18 protein-coding genes and 1 pseudogene are annotated in these 16,703 nt (G+C 58.7%); 4 read left to right on the forward strand and 15 right to left on the reverse strand.

Annotation, left to right across the window (positions count from 1 at the left end; genetic code table 11):
• Window positions 1–823: 823 nt before the first annotated feature.
• The 15 genes from gdhA to OCV64_RS03990 all read right to left on the reverse strand — a co-directional run bounded on the left by gdhA (window position 824) and on the right by OCV64_RS03990 (window position 15,113).
• On the reverse strand, window positions 824–2,176 hold the full coding sequence (gene gdhA, locus OCV64_RS03920; protein ID WP_147572750.1) for an NADP-specific glutamate dehydrogenase: 1,353 nt from the start codon (window positions 2,174–2,176) through the stop codon (window positions 824–826).
• A 260-nt stretch (window positions 2,177–2,436) separates the two neighbouring features.
• On the reverse strand, window positions 2,437–3,312 hold the full coding sequence (locus OCV64_RS03925) for a GNAT family N-acetyltransferase (protein WP_262669394.1): 876 nt from the start codon (window positions 3,310–3,312) through the stop codon (window positions 2,437–2,439).
• 58 nt (window positions 3,313–3,370) lie between these two features.
• The gene (locus tag OCV64_RS03930; RefSeq protein ID WP_147572747.1) at window positions 3,371–3,580 is read right to left on the reverse strand and encodes a PspC domain-containing protein; all 210 of its coding nucleotides are present in this window, start codon (window positions 3,578–3,580) and stop codon (window positions 3,371–3,373) included.
• Between the two features lie 126 nt (window positions 3,581–3,706).
• Window positions 3,707–4,285: a hypothetical protein gene (locus OCV64_RS03935; RefSeq protein WP_147572745.1), complete on the reverse strand. Its 579-nt coding sequence runs from the start codon at window positions 4,283–4,285 to the stop codon at window positions 3,707–3,709.
• Window positions 4,282–5,463, reverse strand: coding sequence for a DEAD/DEAH box helicase (locus OCV64_RS03940; protein ID WP_147572744.1), 1,182 nt, complete (start codon window positions 5,461–5,463; stop codon window positions 4,282–4,284). The genes OCV64_RS03935 and OCV64_RS03940 overlap by 4 nt, the downstream gene beginning before the upstream one ends.
• 244 nt (window positions 5,464–5,707) lie before the next feature.
• Window positions 5,708–7,081: a S1C family serine protease gene (locus tag OCV64_RS03945; RefSeq protein WP_186852314.1), complete on the reverse strand. Its 1,374-nt coding sequence runs from the start codon at window positions 7,079–7,081 to the stop codon at window positions 5,708–5,710.
• 138 nt (window positions 7,082–7,219) lie between these two features.
• Window positions 7,220–8,377 (reverse strand): sporulation integral membrane protein YtvI, encoded by a 1,158-nt coding sequence (ytvI, locus tag OCV64_RS03950; protein ID WP_186852313.1) that lies wholly within the window; start codon window positions 8,375–8,377, stop codon window positions 7,220–7,222.
• Between the two features lie 145 nt (window positions 8,378–8,522).
• Window positions 8,523–9,386, reverse strand: coding sequence for a DegV family protein (locus OCV64_RS03955; protein WP_262669395.1), 864 nt, complete (start codon window positions 9,384–9,386; stop codon window positions 8,523–8,525).
• 114 nt (window positions 9,387–9,500) lie between these two features.
• The gene (locus tag OCV64_RS03960; RefSeq protein ID WP_262669396.1) at window positions 9,501–9,704 is read right to left on the reverse strand and encodes a DUF896 domain-containing protein; all 204 of its coding nucleotides are present in this window, start codon (window positions 9,702–9,704) and stop codon (window positions 9,501–9,503) included.
• 13 nt (window positions 9,705–9,717) lie between these two features.
• Window positions 9,718–9,939, reverse strand: coding sequence for a DUF4177 domain-containing protein (locus OCV64_RS03965; RefSeq protein WP_147572737.1), 222 nt, complete (start codon window positions 9,937–9,939; stop codon window positions 9,718–9,720).
• A gap of 24 nt (window positions 9,940–9,963) precedes the next feature.
• A complete protein-coding gene (locus OCV64_RS03970) occupies window positions 9,964–10,764 on the reverse strand; it encodes a YlmH family RNA-binding protein (protein WP_147572735.1) in 801 nt (266 codons plus the stop codon).
• A 110-nt stretch (window positions 10,765–10,874) separates the two neighbouring features.
• On the reverse strand, window positions 10,875–11,492 hold the full coding sequence (gene lexA, locus OCV64_RS03975) for a transcriptional repressor LexA (RefSeq protein WP_186852309.1): 618 nt from the start codon (window positions 11,490–11,492) through the stop codon (window positions 10,875–10,877).
• Between the two features lie 159 nt (window positions 11,493–11,651).
• Window positions 11,652–12,536, reverse strand: coding sequence for a DUF975 family protein (locus tag OCV64_RS03980; RefSeq protein WP_262669397.1), 885 nt, complete (start codon window positions 12,534–12,536; stop codon window positions 11,652–11,654).
• Window positions 12,537–12,644: 108 nt separating this feature from the next.
• Window positions 12,645–14,240 (reverse strand): MBL fold metallo-hydrolase RNA specificity domain-containing protein, encoded by a 1,596-nt coding sequence (locus OCV64_RS03985; protein WP_186852307.1) that lies wholly within the window; start codon window positions 14,238–14,240, stop codon window positions 12,645–12,647.
• Window positions 14,241–14,339: 99 nt separating this feature from the next.
• A complete protein-coding gene (locus OCV64_RS03990) occupies window positions 14,340–15,113 on the reverse strand; it encodes a Cof-type HAD-IIB family hydrolase (protein ID WP_186852306.1) in 774 nt (257 codons plus the stop codon).
• Between the two features lie 165 nt (window positions 15,114–15,278).
• Between OCV64_RS03990 and OCV64_RS03995 the strand changes: the two genes are divergently transcribed.
• The 4 genes and pseudogenes from OCV64_RS03995 to OCV64_RS04005 form a co-directional block, all read left to right on the forward strand.
• Window positions 15,279–15,569, forward strand: coding sequence for a YabP/YqfC family sporulation protein (locus OCV64_RS03995; RefSeq protein ID WP_147572728.1), 291 nt, complete (start codon window positions 15,279–15,281; stop codon window positions 15,567–15,569).
• Window positions 15,566–15,823 (forward strand): annotated as a pseudogene (yabQ, locus tag OCV64_RS16155) (spore cortex biosynthesis protein YabQ); the annotation flags it as partial. The gene OCV64_RS03995 and the pseudogene yabQ, both read left to right, overlap by 4 nt.
• A 235-nt stretch (window positions 15,824–16,058) precedes the next feature.
• On the forward strand, window positions 16,059–16,334 hold the full coding sequence (locus OCV64_RS04000) for an FtsB family cell division protein (RefSeq protein WP_147572725.1): 276 nt from the start codon (window positions 16,059–16,061) through the stop codon (window positions 16,332–16,334).
• Between the two features lie 85 nt (window positions 16,335–16,419).
• Window positions 16,420–16,703, forward strand: a 284-nt coding sequence (locus tag OCV64_RS04005; protein WP_262669398.1) for a S1 RNA-binding domain-containing protein, incomplete at its 3' end; no start/stop codon positions are given.

Raw genomic sequence — 16,703 nt, forward strand, 5'->3', positions numbered from 1 at the left:
AGTATCAATCCAGTATCAAGAGCAGTATGGACGGGCAAAAAAGCCTGTATTCATGCGGGTTTTCGCCGTTTCGAGCGTCATTCCCACTCAATAGACTCTGCGAGATATTGGATTGTGAGATTTCAGACGTTGTACAGTATGTACCGGGGAACAAAACAGAACAATAAAGAACACCCACAGGCCGAATAGCCTGCGGGTGTTTTGCTGTTTAGGCGAAATACCGTCCTTCTTATAGGGGCGCATATTGCGTGACCGTCATATTTCAACAGAAGCGGCCCCCGATGGACCTTGGCGCAAATCTGATGGCCTGTCGTGCCTGCGGCGCGCCACTTTCCAGAGAAGGAAAGTGGCCAAAGTTCTCCGGGGTCTCGACCCCGGACCCCAGGGGAGCCATCCGGGCAGCGATTTTGTATCTCCGGTGCGGCGGTCATCGAAAAGCAAGCCGTCCCCCATCCGCGCGTCCCACGCGCTGACTGTCTGTCACCGCCGGCCGCCGCTCCCACGGGATAATAGGCACCTGGCGGGGTGCCAATCACGGGGTGCTTCTGGAAGGCGGCCCGGCGGCCTTCCTGATTTTAAGCGCCGGATCTTCCCCCAAGGCTCTAAGTAGTGCGTCCCCCGTAAAACGGGGGAGCGGGGGTGGGGCCCCTGTGGGCCCTGTCCACCGGGGCCTGCCCCGGTGGCGGTTTGGTTCCTTTTCCGCCATGGGCAAAGGAACCCGCCGCTGTCTCTCTATGCCCAGCGCATCCCCCACATCGTATTTTTAATAAAAACGCCTGCCCCTCTCAAATGGAGGGGCAGGCGTATCAGTTTGAGATAAGGCTTAGAAGATGCCCTGTGCCATCATGGCGTCAGCGACCTTCTGGAAGCCCACGATGTTTGCGCCGGCTACCAGGTCATAGCCCAGGCCATAACGCTCGGCAACTTCCACGGAGGAGTGGTAGATGTTCTTCATGATGCCCTTCAGCTTGGTGTCCACTTCCTCAGCGGTCCAGTAGAGGCGCTCGGCGTTCTGGGCCATCTCCAGCTCAGACACGGACACGCCGCCGGCGTTGACGGCCTTGGAAGGAGCGACCACCATGTGCTTCTGGCTCTTCAGGAACTCCAGAGCCTCGTTGGTGGTGGGCATATTAGCCACCTCGATGTAGTATTTCACGCCGGACTCAGCGATCTTCTTGGCCCAGTCGAGGTTGACATCGTTCTGGGTAGCGGCGGGCATATAGATGTCCACGTCCTTGACACCCCAGCACTTGGCGTTGGGAACGAACTCGCAGCCGAACCGCTCGGCATAGGGAGCGCAGTGCATAGGATCCTTGGCGCGCATCTCCAGGATGTAGTTCAGCTTTTCCTCGGTGTCCACGCCATCAGGATCGTGGATGTAGCCGTCAGGACCGGCGAAATAGGTAACCTTGGCGCCCAGTTCAGCGGCCTTCTTCATGATGCCCCAGCCCACGTTGCCGTAGCCGGACATGGCGATGCGCTTGCCCTCGATGGACTCGCCGTCGTGCTTCAGGGCCTCGCACAGATAATAGACAGCGCCGAAACCAGTGGCCTCGGGACGCATGATGGAACCGCCGGTGCAGACAGCCTTGCCGGACAGAGCGCCGAATTCGGCGGCGCCCACGATGCGGCGGTACTGACCGTACATATAGCCGATCTCACGGCCGCCGCAGCCCAGGTCGCCAGCGGGGCAGTCGATGTCCTGGCCGATGTGGCGGTACAGCTCGGTGATGAAGGCCTGGCAGAAGCGCATAACCTCGGCGTCGCTCTTGCCCCGGGGATCAAAGTCGGAGCCGCCCTTGGCGCCGCCGATGGGCAGGCCGGTCATGGCGTCCTTGAAGACCTGCTCAAAGCCCAGGAATTTGATGATGGACAGGTTTACAGAGGGGTCAAAGCGGATGCCGCCCTTATAGGGGCCGAGGGCCGCGTTGTACTGCACACGGTAGCCGCGGTTGACGTGCCAAACGTGGTTGTCATCCTCCCAGGTGACACGGAACTCGATGGCGCGCTCAGGCTCCACCATACGCTCCAACAGAGCGGCCTTCTCATACTCGGGATGGGCGTTGATGACGGGCTCCAGAGAAGACAGAACCTCCTCCACGGTCTGCAGGAATTCGGGCTCGTTGGCATTTTTGGCCTTGGTATCGGCCAGCACGCGCTCAATGTACTTGTTCATTGTGACATTCCTCCTGTTATAATATGTTGTACGGGATGAATTGACAGATTACTTGCATTTTGCCGAGATACAGAGATTTTCGCTAGGAAAATCCTGAATCAAGGTCCTTTATATGTATAGCATATCATAAAAAATGGAAGAGTAAAGCAAGATTTTTGTGGAGGTTACCACAGCTAAATGACTGTGGCAGAAGAAAGCAGCACCAAAAAACGGCCGTTTCAACAAAAAGAAACGGCCGTTTTTGGTGAATATGCAAGTTTTCAGTCAAAGGCTAGTCCCAGGTAGCCCGTGGACGACCAGTCCCAGCCTTCCGCCCCTTCCGAATCCAGCCATTTCAGCATCCCGAAGGGGACCGGAAAGCCCTCCCGGACTGGGGAGCGGACCTCCAAAATGGAGGCCCCCAGCAGGGAGAGCAGGTGCCCCTCCTCCCGGACAAAGCCGGCGGCCTGGGGGCCGGCCAGCAGCTCTTTTACCACGGCCTTCTCCTGGCTGGCCCACTCCACACACAGCAGGGCGGGACCATAGGGGGTATCAGCCCGGTAGAGCCCGCCGCCGCCCAGGGCACAGCAGCCGGCCTGATAGGTGAGAGCGTCCTCGGGATAAAAAATATGGGGAATATCCTCCAGCAGCTCCTCCCGCAGAGCGCCGTAGCTGGCCGGGGACAGCGCCTCCAGGGAGAGGGACGGCGGGACAGGGGAGCCGGGGCGCTCCGCATTTAGTTGGCTGACCTGGCTCTGGTGAACAAAGCACTCCCGAAAGCCGTTGGCCCCAAAAAAGCTGTGGAGGCTGGGTTCGGCCGGGACGGTGGTGACCGCGGGGATAGACAAGGTGCGGAAATACTCGTCCGCCCCCTTCAACAGCCGGGCGGCCAGCCCCTTTCCCCGGCAGTCCGGATGGGTGGCCACGGCGTAGAGGTAGGCTGCCCGGAATTTTCCCCGGCCCGGCACCACAAAGACGGTGTCGAACCAGGCGGTCATAGAGCGGACCTGCCCCTCCTCCTCCAGTACCAGCACCCGGTCCGGGCGGTAATAGGTGTGAAAAAAATTGTCCACATAGGCCCCGTCGTCGCCAAACGCCAGGGACCAGAGCGCCCGCAGGGCGGGGATGTCTGCGGGAAAGGAAAGTCGTGTGTCCATGTCGGTTCCTCCATTGTAAAGATAAAAAGGCCTCCGGAGGGAGGCCTTGGGGTATGAATCAGTACCCAGGGTACACGTCGCTCTTTTTTGGCATGATGATGGCACAGATCAGATAGGCCCAGAGACCCACTGAGAAGGCAAAAAAGGCGATGACCCAGCCCACCCGGACCAGAGTGGGGTCGAGGTCAAAGTATTCCGCCAGACCACCGCACACGCCGCACAGCATTTTATAACTGCCCTCGGTCCGATACAATCGTTTAGATCCCATCAAGTATTCCCTCCAATGTGATATGAGATGACTTCCTCTTTCTGATACCAGCATACGCCAAAGCCGGTGAAAAATCCATGGGAAAAAGATTAAAAGAAGATAAAAAGCGGATGGAAATGCCAATCACTATCGGCGGTACAGCCAGGCCTTGCGGACGAGCAGGGCGGCGGAGATGGTGAAAAACACCTCCAGCGCCGAGGAGACCATCTGGGGGATGAGAAACAGGACCCCGCAAATGCCTACGATAATAAACCAGGCCCGGAGCAGGGGAACATACCGGTCCGGCTGACGCCGGTATAGGGCGAGCAGGGCGACCAGCAGGGCCAGCATCAAGAGGACACAGGCCAGAGCGGCCAGGATCACATGCAAGTCGGCGTATCGGGGAAACTGCTCCGGGAGATAGGGGATGGCTAGAGCATAGCAAAGGGACAGGCAGGCGGCCAGGGTGAGCAGAATGGCGGCGGTTTGAGCCACACGGCTGCGCAGAATGGAGGCCAGCTTCATCAGCATCAGGAAGAAATAGCCTCCCGCCAGCACGCCCCAGTAGAGAAAGCCCCGGTAGTGGTCCGGCCCGGTCACCGCGATGACGGAAAAATTGGTGGAGAACCAGGCCCGACTGCCCGCAAAGAGCAAGGTATAGGCCGGGATTAGAAAGCAGGCGAACAGATCCAACAGGAGGCCGCTCCGCCGTGGACCGCCTCTCATGGGCGCTCCACGGCGGCCACCAGATCGCCCCGCTCATTAAAATATACCTTGCGGATATCGCTGCCGGTGACCTTCTGGATGTCGTCCAGCCGAAGCCCCTCGGTAATAGTAGATACCAGGGAGAAGGCGACCCCGTGGCGCTTGGCCCGGCCGGTGCGGCCGATGCGGTGGATATAGTATTCGTTCTCGTCCGGGACATCATAGTTAAAGACGGCGTCCACATCGTCGATATCCAGCCCACGGGCAGCCACATCGGTGGCTACCAGTACCCGGAGCTGGCCGTCTCGGAATTTCTGGAGCGTCTTTTCCCGCTGGCGCTGCTGGATATCGCCGTGGATGGCCTCGCAGGAGATGCGCCGCATGGACAGCAGACCGGCCAGGCGGTCTGTCATGTTTTTGGTGTTGCAGAAGGCGATGACACGCTCATAGTCGCCCATGTCCAGCAGCCGGGCCATAGTGTCCGCCTTCTCCCCCCGGTCTACATCCAGGCGGTACTGGGCGATATCGGGCTTGTTGTCCTGATCAGCGTGGACGGTGATTTCCACCGGGTCCCGCTGATAGACCCAGGAGATGTCCATTACTTCCCGGGAAATGGTGGCGGAGAACATCCCCAGGTTCCGGCGCTGAGGCATTTTGTCCAGAATGTGGGTCACATCCCGGACAAAGCCCATGTCCAGCATCCGGTCGGCCTCGTCCAGCACAACAGTTTGAACCTGGTCCAGCCGGACTGTGTGCCGCTTCATGTGGTCCATCAGGCGGCCGGGAGTGGCCACCACGATCTGGGGGGACTTTTTCAGCTGGGTGATCTGCTTTTCAATGGGCTGCCCGCCATAGAGGCAGACTACCCGCACGCCCTCTTTAAAGGCGCACAGGTCCCTTAGCTCGTCCTGGATCTGGATGGCCAGCTCACGGGTGGGGGCCAGTACCAGAGCCTGGACCGCGCTGCTCTCCGGATCAATGTGCTCCACCATGGGGATGCCAAAGGCGAAGGTCTTTCCGGTGCCCGTGGGAGCTTTGGCGATGACGTCCTTCCACTCCATGAAATAGGGGATGGCGCCGGCCTGGACAGGGGTGGCCTGAACATACCCCTTCTTCTCGATGGCCCGCATCAGTGCGGGAGAGAGGTCCAGCTGGGCATACCGGACCGATTCGTTGACAGATGTTCCGTTGATCTCCATGTTTGTTGTTCCTTTCTGTGTTCGTGGATGTGATCCAAGGCCTTCCAAACAGACACAGAAAAAACGCCCTTCCCGGCGCGGCCCCGAATCAAAAAGGACGAAATACATCGCCCCCAATATTATTCCATAATAAATTATAACGTTTTCTCTGCGGTTTGTCCATCTTTTTCCAAAAAGAGAGAACCGGCCCCATCCCAAGGACAGAGCCGATTCTTTCAAGAAGGAATCGAGAATGAGAGAAGGATCACCAGCCGAAGCTTCCAAAGGGCCACTGGTAGTAATAACCGCCATTCGGGTTCTGCTGCTGTCCCTGCTGTGTGTTCTGCTGGTTCTGGTTAGCAGCCTCGGTCTCGGCATTTTTCTCGTCGAAGGTGACGGTCAGCTTGACCTCCTGCTGCTGGCGCACCACGGTGAGGGTGGCGGTGTCCCCGGCCTTGTAGTCGGAGGACAGGGCCGCTGTCAGAGCGGAGGGGGAGTCCACTGCGGTGTCGTCGATGGCGGTAATGATGTCATTGACCTGCAGGCCGGCCTTCTGGGCGCAGGAGCCCTCGGCCACATACTCCACTACCGCGCCGGCGGGGATGCCATAACGCTGAACGCTCTCGTCCACCACGTTGACCTGGACGCCCAGATAGGGCTTGCCGGTAACATAGCCGTGCTCGATGAGGTCAGAGATAATTTCCTTCACGTCGTTGATAGGGAGCGCGAAGCCCAGCCCCTCGGCGGACACACCGGAGGTGGACTCTGTATACTTGGCAGACACGATACCTACCACGTTGCCATAGCTGTCGAACAGAGGGCCGCCAGAGTTGCCGGGGTTGATGGCGCAGTTGGTCTGAAGTACATTGAGGGTAGTGGTTTCGGTCTGACCGTTGGCATTTTTGCTGGAGGTGGTGATCAGCCGGTCTAGGGCGGATACGATGCCGTCAGTGAGGGTATAGGTCAGCTCACCCAGGGGGTTACCTATGGCGTACACGCTTTCGCCTACCACCAACTGGTCGCTGTCGCCCAAAGTCACAGGCTGTAAGCCGGCAGCTTCGATCTTCAGTACGGCCACGTCGTTGTCCTTCTCACCGCCCACCAGTTTGGCGGTATATTTGTCTCCGTTGGAGAAGGAGACCTCAATGGTGACAGAGGAATCGTTGACCGCCTCCTCAATGACGTGGTAGTTGGTGACAATATAGCCGTCCTGGGTCAGTACAAAGCCGGAACCGCTGGCGGCGGAGGTGGTGGTCTGGCCAAAGATGTTCACCGTGGTGTTTACCGTGATGCCGACGCAGGATGGCAGGTTGGCGGCATATAGCTGTTCAGGCGTCATGGGCTGGCCGCTGTTGGTGTTGACCATCGTATCCACCTGGGGGCGTTCCCCCTCATAGATTACGGTGTCGGGGGCGGTCAGATTTTGGTACACGGCCGCACCGCCAACGCCCGCTCCGCCGCCCACAACAGCGCAGGCCAGCAAAAGAGCGGCAATGCGCTTGCCGCGCCCCTTTTTCTTCGGGGGCTCGCTGGGATGAGCAGGACCACCAGAGGTGGGAATGGGGTCGGTATAGTCGCCGAAGCCACCCCGGTAGCCGTCGTTTTCACTGTTATAAAAGCTGAAGTCGGGATACTCCATGTAAATGCACTCCTTTCAAGAAGGGCCTTGGGGCCGCCCCTCTTTGAACTGTGGATATCATACCGCCGAAATATGAAAAAAGCATGAAGAAAAAGGATAAATTTTTTGAACTTTCCCAAAACAAAGTTTGAAACCAGGTCACATCTGCTCTGGCCGCTGGGAGAGAAGGGCGGCGATGTCCCGCACAGCGGCGGCGATGTCCAGCCGGAGCCCGCGGAACATCCCCATTCCGGCCAGATTCAGCAGAACCAGCAGCAGGATAGGCCCTAGAATCATACCCAGAACTCCGGCTACCTGCATCCCTACATAGATACTGACCAGAGAGGCGATAGGGGATAGACCAGTCTGGTCCCCTACGAATTTGGGCTCCATTACCCGGCGGAACATAGCAATAATGCCCCAGATGACCATGATCTCGATGGCGTCGAGGTAGTTGTGGGTAAACAGCGCGATGACGGCCCAGGGGACCATGACCGTGCCGGCGCCGATGATGGGGATAAAGTCCATAATGGCCAGTCCCAGAGCCAGCAGAAGGCCGTAGGGCTGACGGATGACAAAGAAGCCGATGAGCAGGATGAAGAATACCCCGATGGAGAGCAGCAGCTCCGCCTTCAAATAGCCTCCGAAGGCCCCCAGGGCGGTGGCCCGGACCTGCCCCAGAAAGTGGAGCGTCCCCTCGTCCAGATGTTGAGCGGCCCGTGAGCGGAGATAGGGGTAGTCCGCCGTCAGCATAAAGGTTGCCATGACAAAAAAGACCAGAGCCAACAGAAAGGAGGAGAAGGAGACTGCCTTCTCTCCAGCATAGGTGGCCAGGTTCCCCAGGTCAGGGGCCGCCGAGGATAAGGTGTCCACCAGCCAGTCGAGAAAGCCCTGATCCGGGCCGGCGATCTGGATCGGGAACTGGGCCACCACCTGTTGAAACATCTGGTCCAGCTGGTCCAGTACACTGATGCCGGCAGCCACTACCCCGTCCCAGTTCTCCGCCAGACTGATGACCTGACGGACAACCGCGTAGCCCAGCCATCCCAGGGCGCTCCCTACCAGACCGAAGAGGAGGAGCAGAAGGAGCAAGGTCAGCACGCTTCGGGACCATCCCAGCTTGCGCTGGAACCACTTGACCAGGGGGTTGAGCAGGGCGGCAGCGATGAGGGCGCAGACAAAGGGGGCAAAAAGTGTCAGTAGGGGCCGTCCAAAAAAGGACACCAGAAGGACGGCGGCCAGAGACAGCACCAGCCGGATGGCCAGCCGCAGCCACAGGGCGCCCCGCTGGGGCCAGGTCAGTTGCCCAGGCTTCATTGGTATCATATCCCTCCCTGTTTTTCAGTATCCTACTCTACCTTACCAGAAAAAGCATGAATAAAATGTAAATTTCGGGATGCCTGCCTGTCCCAGAGAAAGAAAAAGGTCCGACTGCTCGCCACAGCCGGACCCAAAAAGAGTTTTATGTGCGATATACCAGACCAATTACATTGGGGCCGGCGTTGATGGACACCACACCACCGATGAGATACTCCAGGGCAGGCTCACAGCCTAGCTCCTGGCGGCAGGCTTCTAGCAGTTTGCCAGCCTGCTCCAGGTTATTGCCATGGACGACCAGATAGGGGCTGTTAGCGCTCCGCTCCCGTTTGCACAGCTCCACAACAGCGGAAATCGCGTTTTTCTCCCCCCGCGCCTTGGACAGTATCTTGGACTCGCCGTTGGCGAAGGTCATAATGGGCTTTAACCCCAGGGCTTCGCCCATGAAGGCTGCCGCGGCGGAGATCCGGCCGGATTTTTTGGCAAACCGCAGGTCAAGAGGGGCGAAGATCACCCGGACATGATCCACCCAATCCTGGATAAAATCCACGATCTCTCCCGCCTGGGCGCCGGCAGCAGCCATCTTGGCCCCCTGCACCACCGCCCAGCCGTAGCCCATGGTGTAGTTTTTGGAGTCGATGATATGGATATGGAAGGTGTCCTGGGCATCGGGGTGGTCCTCATAGAACTCGTCCCGGGCCTGTATGGCGTTGCCATAGGTGGCTGAACCCTTGGAGTTGATAGAGGTGTGGATCAGATCGGTATAGCCCTCTTTCCATGCCTTCTCAAAGCATTCAGTGAAAAGATAGGGGTTCAACTGGGCGTGGGTCGGGATCTGAGGGCTGTCCAGCAGCATCTGAAAGAACTCGTCGGGAGTGAAGTCAAAGCCGTCCATATACTCCCTGTCGCCCATCGCGATGGGAAAAGGGAGGACCTGGATGTTCCACTCCTCCCGCAGAGCGGCGGGAATATCGGAAGCAGAGTCGGTAGAAAATTTAATATGAGCCATGGGGGGCCTCCTTAAAAAGATAGGATAAGCGCCTGGCGGGACATAAAAGGATCGAGAGTATTATCCCAGATGCCGGGGAGATTGTCAATGAACCCCTGCTCCGGCTAGAGCGGATCACTTCTTCCGCAACCGGGTCCGGGTGCCGTCAGGATGTTGAATGAGGGTATTGTCCAGATGGGCCATCAGATTGGACTTACAGGCGGCGATATACTCCTGTCGCAGCAGGGCCCGCTCAACCTCCTCCTCTGGGGTGAGGCCGGCGGGGGACTTGGCCTTCCGGGCCAGCTCATTGATGCGGTCGATCTTCTTCTGCTCCATGCCTTTCCCTCCCTTATTCCTGTTCTATCTCGCGTTCAAATACCAGCTCGATGGTCTCAATATGTCCAGAGGCCCGCTGAACGCTGGGCAGATAGCCCACATAACGCCAGCCGGCGGCGGCCCGGCTTCGAATGACTTCCTGGTGGCCCTCAGTCCGGATGCCGACGCCGCCGAACAGGCTGTACCCTCCGGCGGAGAGGGCCAGAACCTCAAATTCATATTCATAGTGTGCCATAGCTGTGCCCTCCTATCCGGCGGCTTAAATATATCGCTCCAATACCAGCATGGTCCGTCCCTTTTTGGACTGGCCGGGGATCTCCCGGACCACGCACTTGCCCAGTCCGCGGCAGGTGAGAATGTCTCCCACATCCACCAGCTTGTCCCCTTTGAGACACTCCCGGTGGTTGACGGCCGCCTTGCCGGCGGAGATATAGGCCATGGCTTTGGAGCGGGACAGGGAAAAACCGGCGGCAAGCACCGCGTCCAGGCGAGGGGTGGCGACTGTGTCCCGGATGAGCCTTACCTTCGCCTCTCCAGGGGAAAGGGAAGCCAGAGGAATTTCCCGGAGCTTTAACCGCCAACGCCCGGCGGACTCCCACTGGGAGAGGAGAATGGGCAGTACCTCCCGGAGCAGGATCACCTGACAGGTCCTGTCGCCAGGGAGCAAGATGTCCCCCAGCTTTTCCCTCGTTAACCCCAGGCCCATAAGGGAGCCCAGAATATCCCGGTGGCTTAACTCGGAACCGGGAGGGAAGGCGGCCTCCAATGCGGCCAGCGGTCCCTCTGGGTCCAACAGGAGGTCGTTCTCATCCTGCCAGTCGGGGAGGAAGGCGCACAGGGCCCGCTCTGCGCCGGGAAAGCCACCCCAAAAGATATGGCGGGGCTGCCCCCAGGCGTTGAGTAAATCGGTGACAGAGGCCTGTTCACCCGGCGAGAGAAAGGGGGTATGGGCTGGGATGCCCCGGTCCTGAGCCAGTTCCAGCTTGTCCAGCACACGGGCCAGCAGCACCCGCTCCGCCCCGTCACGGGCGCAGCGGTCCAGAAGCTCCTTCTTGGTCACGACCCTTCTCGCCTCCCTCTGTTTGCCTGTTCAGTATACTGGACAGGACCTGGGATTGTCAACGAAAAAAGCCGGCCATGGGGAGCATGACCGGCCGCAGAGGGACAAAATTAGTACCGTCGGACTACCGCCACCACCTTGCCAACTATCTCGGCTTTGGTGCCGTCGATAGGCGGGTAATCAGGGTTTTGGGGAAGAAGCCAGGTGCGGCCGTCTTTTCTATGAAGGGTTTTGACGGTGGCCTCATCCTCAAAAAGGGCCACTACGATCTCACCATTCCGGGCCTCCTGCTGGCGGTGGACCACCACCAGGTCACCGGGCAGAATCCCGGCGTTCAGCATGGACTCGCCCCGGACCGTGAGGGCGAAGTGCTCCCCGGACAGACCGGCAGTGTCGAAGGTGAGGTAGTCCTCAATACACTCTTGGGCCAGGATAGGGGAGCCGGCGGCTACATTGCCAAGGATGGGTATTTGGTTGGCGTGGGGGTCCTCCTCCTCTGCCACCGGGCCCATGGATGCCCCCGGCAGGGAGATGGCGCGGGTCTTGCCCTCTGCCTTGACGATGACACCGGCCTCCTCCAGCCCCTTCATGTGGAAGTGGACGGTGGAGGGGGATTTCAGTCCCACCGCCGCGCCAATCTCCCGGACCGAAGGGGGATAGCCGTGCTGATTGGTAAAGGAGAGGATATAGTCATAGATCTGCTGCTGCTTGGCGGTCAGTTTGGCCATGGCAAGGGCTCCTTTCGGCAGACGGACAGAAAATTACACACTAAAATTTAGATGTATTTTATCATACATTTGTACGAATGTCAAACGAATGTTCCAAAAATAAGGAAGCCTCTAAAAAAACGCCAGGACCTAGAGGTCCTGGCGGGTAGCTTTGGATGTTCAGAGAGGGGGCATCTCCACAGAACCCTCCCGCTGGAGGCGCAGCCGGGCGTCGTAGAAGCCGGCCATGGTCACGGAGCGGTAGGGATAGAGCCACAGCTTTACCGGGATGGAGGCCAGCAGGAGAAGAAGGGCGGAGCGGGGATAGGAGAGGATAATCTGATAGACCATGTAGGCATCCCCGTAGTGCTCCAGGGAAAGAGACTGGAAGAAACCGCCCTGGACCAGAACCAGAAGTAGTGCCAGTGAGTAGAGAAGCAGGTCAAGCAGTTCCCAGCCGATGAAGGAAAAGGCCAGCTTGAACATCTCCCACTTCCAGCCCCGCGTCAGCTCCACACTGCGGCGGACCGCGGCGAAGGCCCCGTAGTCAGGGTGGTCGGCCAGCAAATAGTAGGCCAGGGCGTAGCGCAGAGAGACCCAATAAGAGAAAATCATGATGCCGGCAATTAGAACGGGGATCACAAGGAAGGAGAGGCCTGGGGAGAGAAGAACCGGAATTAGGACCAGCCAGACGACGGGGATGCACAGCAGGGACCAGGCCAGCGTGTGGAGAAAGATCAGAATGGAGGTCATGATAACCAGCAGGGCCACGGAGAAGCCATCGGCTAGGGCGCCCAGTCCGGGAGACAGCTTCCGGGAGGTCCACATGGACCATAGCGTAAAGCCAAAGCCAACTACCGTGGAGTACAGGGAGAGGAGGATGGAAAGGAACAAAGCCGGCAGACTGATGTTTCCTGTGTCCGGGGCCGGAACAAGCAGGCCGGCCAGTGTGGAAACACCAGTGGTCATCAGCAGATATACCAAGGTGACCACCCAGAAGGAAGGACGGGAGCCCCGAATGGCCTCCCTAGCCTGCCTTTTCAGTTCTCTGCGGTCGATCTCCATAAAAACTCTCCGTTCTTACTGTCATAGTTGGGGAAGGGCGCCGCTGCCAGCAGGAGCGAACCTTCGCTCCGGTCCATCCGCGCTGCTCGCGGCGGCTCAAACGCCTCTCTATTCCCACTTGTCCATGATTTGCCGAAGCTGATCGGCCAGCTTGGACAGATCCTTGTTGGAACGGCCCCGGCTGCGGCTGATAAGGTCGGCCAAGTCCTTGGACACATCTTGTAGCCGCAGGAAGGCGGCGGAGGGAGCGGAGGCGCCGCCTGTGGTCCGCTTGCTCTCCAGAACAACGCCCTTTGCCAGCATACGATTTCCCAGCAGATCATAGACCTCCTCATAGAGAGGCGCGTGGGCGGGGATGCCCCGCTCATTCAAATCATTTGCAAAGAGGTCTGTGATCTCACTATCCCCGTGTACCACGAACACTTGGTCCGGCTTGGGGGAGAAATGGCCGATCCAGTCCAGCAGGTGATCCCGGTCGGCGTGAGAGGACAGGCCGGGGAAATTCAGGATCCGGGCCCGGACGGCGATCTCCTCACCAAAAAGCTTTACACTTTTGGCCCCCTCCAGCAGACGGCGGCCCAGAGTGCCCTCCCCCTGATAGCCCACAAAGACCACAGCGCATTCGGGGCGCCATAGGTTGTGCTTCAGGTGGTGGCGGATGCGGCCGGCATCGCACATACCGGAGGCGGAGATGATGATTTTAGAGCTCTTGTCCATATTGAGAGCCTTGGATTCCTCGGTAGACTGGGTCAGGGTCAGGCCGGGGAAGGTGAACAGGTTGTCGCCACCCTGCAGGACGGCAATTGCCTCCTCGTCCAGGTAGCCGTGAAGATCGCCAGCGTAGATCTTGGTGGCCTCAGCGGCCAGGGGAGAGTCCACGCAGACGGTAAAGTTGGGGACCGATTTGACCATCCCCTCATTTTTGATCTCTCGGAGGAAGTAGAGCAGCTCCTGGGTACGGCCTACGGCAAAGGAGGGGATAACAATGTTGCCACCTTTGGAAAACACGTCGTCAATGAGGGCGGCCAGGGCCTCGGTATAGCTCTCTGGGGGCTGGTGGTTCCGGTCGCCGTAGGTGGACTCCATGATGACATAATCCGCCTCTGTCACAAAGGAGGGGTCCCGGATGACAGGCTGGTCTACGTTGCCCAGATCTCCGGAGAAGACCAGCTTTTTGGTGACGCCGTTCTCAGTGGCCCAGATCTCCACACAGGAGGAGCCCAGCAGATGGCCGGCGTCGCAGAAGCGGACCTTTACCCCCTCGCACAGCTCGAAGATTTGTCCGTACTCCTGGGTATTGAGGAGCTGGAGGGCCTCCTCCGCGTCTGTCAGGGTGTAGAGGGGCTCTACCTCCTCCCGGCCGGCCCGCTTTCCCTTCTGGTTCTGCCACTGGGCGTCGCTCTCCTGAATATGAGCGGAGTCTCGGAGCATGATGGACAGCAGCTGGGCGGTGAGCCGGGTGGTATAGATGGGCCCGGAAAAGCCCTCCTTGACCAGCAGCGGAATGCGGCCGGAGTGGTCGATATGGGCGTGGGTGACCAAAACATAGTCGATGTAGCTGGGGGAAAAATCCAGGGCGTTGTCATCGTGCTCGTCCCGGCCCTGCTGGAGACCACAGTCGATCAGGATCTTCCTGCCGTTGACTTCCAGACAGTGGCAGCTGCCGGTGACCGCGTGGGCCGCGCCAAAAAACGTAAGCTTCATGTAACAGTTCCTCCTTCGGTGCCGATTCTTGTCTTTATTGTACACGGACCAGGGAAGAAAATCCACAGGAAATTGTAAATTATGTGTAAAAGACGGGGGCTACAGCAGACCGAAATGTTCCAGAGCGGACAAAATACCGTCCTCATCCACTGTTCCGGTCACAAAGTCGGCGTGAGAGCGTACGAGAGCGTCGGCGTTGCCCATGGCTACTCCCACATGGGCGTGGCGGAGCATAGGAATGTCGTTTTCCCCATCGCCGAAGGCCATGGTGTCCTCCAGGGAGATGCCGAAGAAGTCCAAAATGGCGTCCATACCCTGGTCCTTGCCGCCGCCTGGGGAAATAATATCCACGAAATCTGGGTGCCAGCGCATGACCTCCAGTCCTGGGAAGGGGTCTCCTAAAGCCTGCTGCTCCTCCCGGGTGAGGAAGGCGGTGGCCTGAAACACCTGTCGCCCTTCCGCCCGCCGGGCGGGAGCGGAGGGGGGGAGGGGGACAGCTAGCTGCTTGGGGAACACCTGAGCCCGCGGCCCCGGGTTTACAAGGTAGCAGTCCTCCTCCTCCAAAAAGATACAGGGGATAGTGGAATGCTCCATCAGCTCCACCAGAGCTTTCACCCGCTCCGGAGCGAAGGGGACGCTTCGAAGCACCCGGTCCTGAGCAAAGCAGTATTGGCCGCTGAGGGTGATGCAGCCATCGAAGGGAAAGAGATCCCGGACCGACTGACTCATGACTTTGTGGCGGCCTGTGGACAGGAATAACCGGATTCCCTTCTCCCGCAGGCGGTGGAGGCCCTCCAAGACAGCGGGAGAAATTGTGTGGGTCTGGAAGCTAACCAGAGTGCCGTCGATATCAAAAAAAATGGCTTTTACCATGATACAATCAAACCTTTTCCAATAGGATTCGCATGAACAAAACCTATTGTACACTAAGAACGGGCAGATTTCCAGACGATCTTTTCTGGAAGGGAGAGCAGCGGCGAAAAACAGGCATAAAAGCCCCCACTTGTCCCATAGGATGGAGCAAAAGGGGGTGAAAACATGGCCTATGAAAATGAGAAGCTTCGGCCGGACACAGGCCACCATGTGATCCTAGAGGACCGGGAGCAGCTAATGATATCGGGGGTGGAGGAGGTGGAAAGCTTTGACGAGAGCGCCATCTTCCTGACAACTGCCCAGGGGGGGCTGGAGATCCAGGGGGAGGGGCTCCACATCGAAAAGCTGTCCTTGGACGGAGGAGATCTGAAGGTCGAGGGGACGGTGAACGCCCTGATCTACGAGAGCGGCGGGCGGGAGCAGGGCGGTCTGCTGGGCCGCCTATTCGGCAGATGACCATCGATACCGTTCAGCAGGGTCAGGCTCTGTGCCAGGCTCTGGCGCTGGGGGCGCTGTTTGGGCTGCTGTACGACCTGTTCCGTATTCTGAGAGTCCGGGTGAAGCTGCCCGTGGTGGGTCCCCTGCTGGATCTGGTGTTCTGGCTGGTGGCCACGGGGACTCTGTTTCTCTGGTCCCAGGGGGCCTGGGGGGGACAGATCCGTTTCTACGGCGCCTTGTTCTGCATGGCGGGGGGAGGGGTATACTTCTGGGTGATCAGCCCCTGGTTTTTGAAGCTGGGCTACTTTATGGCGGATATCGTCACCTTCCTTTTGGGAATTTTGACCTTCCCGCTGGCCCTGGGGAGGGCTGTTTTAAAAAAATTCGGAAAACTTGCGAAAAATACCTTTCTTTCCGGCGTGAAATGGTATAGAATAGGACAGAAAACCGAGGAGATGGAGCGCGCGGTCCGCCGACGAGCCGCCAGGGAGAGAGGAGAGGATGTCTATGAAGCTGAAGCGAGCTGGGTTTTTGACCAAAATCGTGGTGCTGGCCCTGCTGATCTATATGGCCACCTCTCTTCTGGACCTGAGGGGCCAGATACAGACAGCCCAAGTCCAGCGGGATACGCTGGCCCGGCAGGTCAGCGACCAGCGGCTGGAAAACCAGGAGCTGGAGGCCGCCATCGAAAACAGCGACGATCCTGAGATGCTGGAGCAGGTGGCCCGGGAAAAGGGCCATGTGAAGCAGGATGAGATCGTCTATATCGATGTGGCCAACTGAGCGATCCAGTCAAACGGGCTCTCCAGCGCCGTAATCTGTGTGTGGCGGCGCGGGGAAATTTACAAGGAGGATATTTCGGTCAGTTATGGAGTTTGGTGTTGGGTCCATCTTGGACGGTAAGGTAACGGGAATTACAAAGTTTGGGGCCTTCGTGTCCCTGCCGGAGGGAAGATCCGGCTTGGTCCATATTTCAGAGATCGCCTATTCCTATGTCAACGAGGTGTCCGACCACCTACAGGAGGGGCAGGAGGTCAAAGTGAAGGTCATCGGCATCGACCAAGCCAACCGGATCAACCTGTCCATCAAGCAGGTGGCTCCGCCCCCCCAGCGTGGCCCCCGTCCCAACGGAGGCGGCCGCCCCAGTCAGGG

The sequence above is a fragment of the Muriventricola aceti genome, from assembly GCF_025567565.1.
In the GTDB taxonomy this organism is placed as follows: Bacteria; Bacillota; Clostridia; order Oscillospirales; family Oscillospiraceae; genus Lawsonibacter; species Lawsonibacter aceti.

What these genes read in the sequence shown, in the direction of transcription:
- gdhA (WP_147572750.1), bottom strand. Translation starts at nt 2,176, where the DNA reads ATGAACAAGTACATTGAGCGCGTGCTGGCCGATACCAAGGCCAAAAAT.
- OCV64_RS03925 (WP_262669394.1), bottom strand. Translation starts at nt 3,312, where the DNA reads ATGGACACACGACTTTCCTTTCCCGCAGACATCCCCGCCCTGCGGGCG.
- OCV64_RS03930 (WP_147572747.1), bottom strand. Translation starts at nt 3,580, where the DNA reads ATGGGATCTAAACGATTGTATCGGACCGAGGGCAGTTATAAAATGCTG.
- OCV64_RS03935 (WP_147572745.1), bottom strand. Translation starts at nt 4,285, where the DNA reads ATGAGAGGCGGTCCACGGCGGAGCGGCCTCCTGTTGGATCTGTTCGCC.
- OCV64_RS03940 (WP_147572744.1), bottom strand. Translation starts at nt 5,463, where the DNA reads ATGGAGATCAACGGAACATCTGTCAACGAATCGGTCCGGTATGCCCAG.
- OCV64_RS03945 (WP_186852314.1), bottom strand. Translation starts at nt 7,081, where the DNA reads ATGGAGTATCCCGACTTCAGCTTTTATAACAGTGAAAACGACGGCTAC.
- ytvI (WP_186852313.1), bottom strand. Translation starts at nt 8,377, where the DNA reads ATGAAGCCTGGGCAACTGACCTGGCCCCAGCGGGGCGCCCTGTGGCTG.
- OCV64_RS03955 (WP_262669395.1), bottom strand. Translation starts at nt 9,386, where the DNA reads ATGGCTCATATTAAATTTTCTACCGACTCTGCTTCCGATATTCCCGCC.
- OCV64_RS03960 (WP_262669396.1), bottom strand. Translation starts at nt 9,704, where the DNA reads ATGGAGCAGAAGAAGATCGACCGCATCAATGAGCTGGCCCGGAAGGCC.
- OCV64_RS03965 (WP_147572737.1), bottom strand. Translation starts at nt 9,939, where the DNA reads ATGGCACACTATGAATATGAATTTGAGGTTCTGGCCCTCTCCGCCGGA.
- lexA (WP_186852309.1), bottom strand. Translation starts at nt 11,492, where the DNA reads ATGGCCAAACTGACCGCCAAGCAGCAGCAGATCTATGACTATATCCTC.
- OCV64_RS03980 (WP_262669397.1), bottom strand. Translation starts at nt 12,536, where the DNA reads ATGGAGATCGACCGCAGAGAACTGAAAAGGCAGGCTAGGGAGGCCATT.
- OCV64_RS03985 (WP_186852307.1), bottom strand. Translation starts at nt 14,240, where the DNA reads ATGAAGCTTACGTTTTTTGGCGCGGCCCACGCGGTCACCGGCAGCTGC.
- OCV64_RS03990 (WP_186852306.1), bottom strand. Translation starts at nt 15,113, where the DNA reads ATGGTAAAAGCCATTTTTTTTGATATCGACGGCACTCTGGTTAGCTTC.
- OCV64_RS03995 (WP_147572728.1), top strand. Translation starts at nt 15,279, where the DNA reads ATGGCCTATGAAAATGAGAAGCTTCGGCCGGACACAGGCCACCATGTG.
- OCV64_RS04000 (WP_147572725.1), top strand. Translation starts at nt 16,059, where the DNA reads ATGAAGCTGAAGCGAGCTGGGTTTTTGACCAAAATCGTGGTGCTGGCC.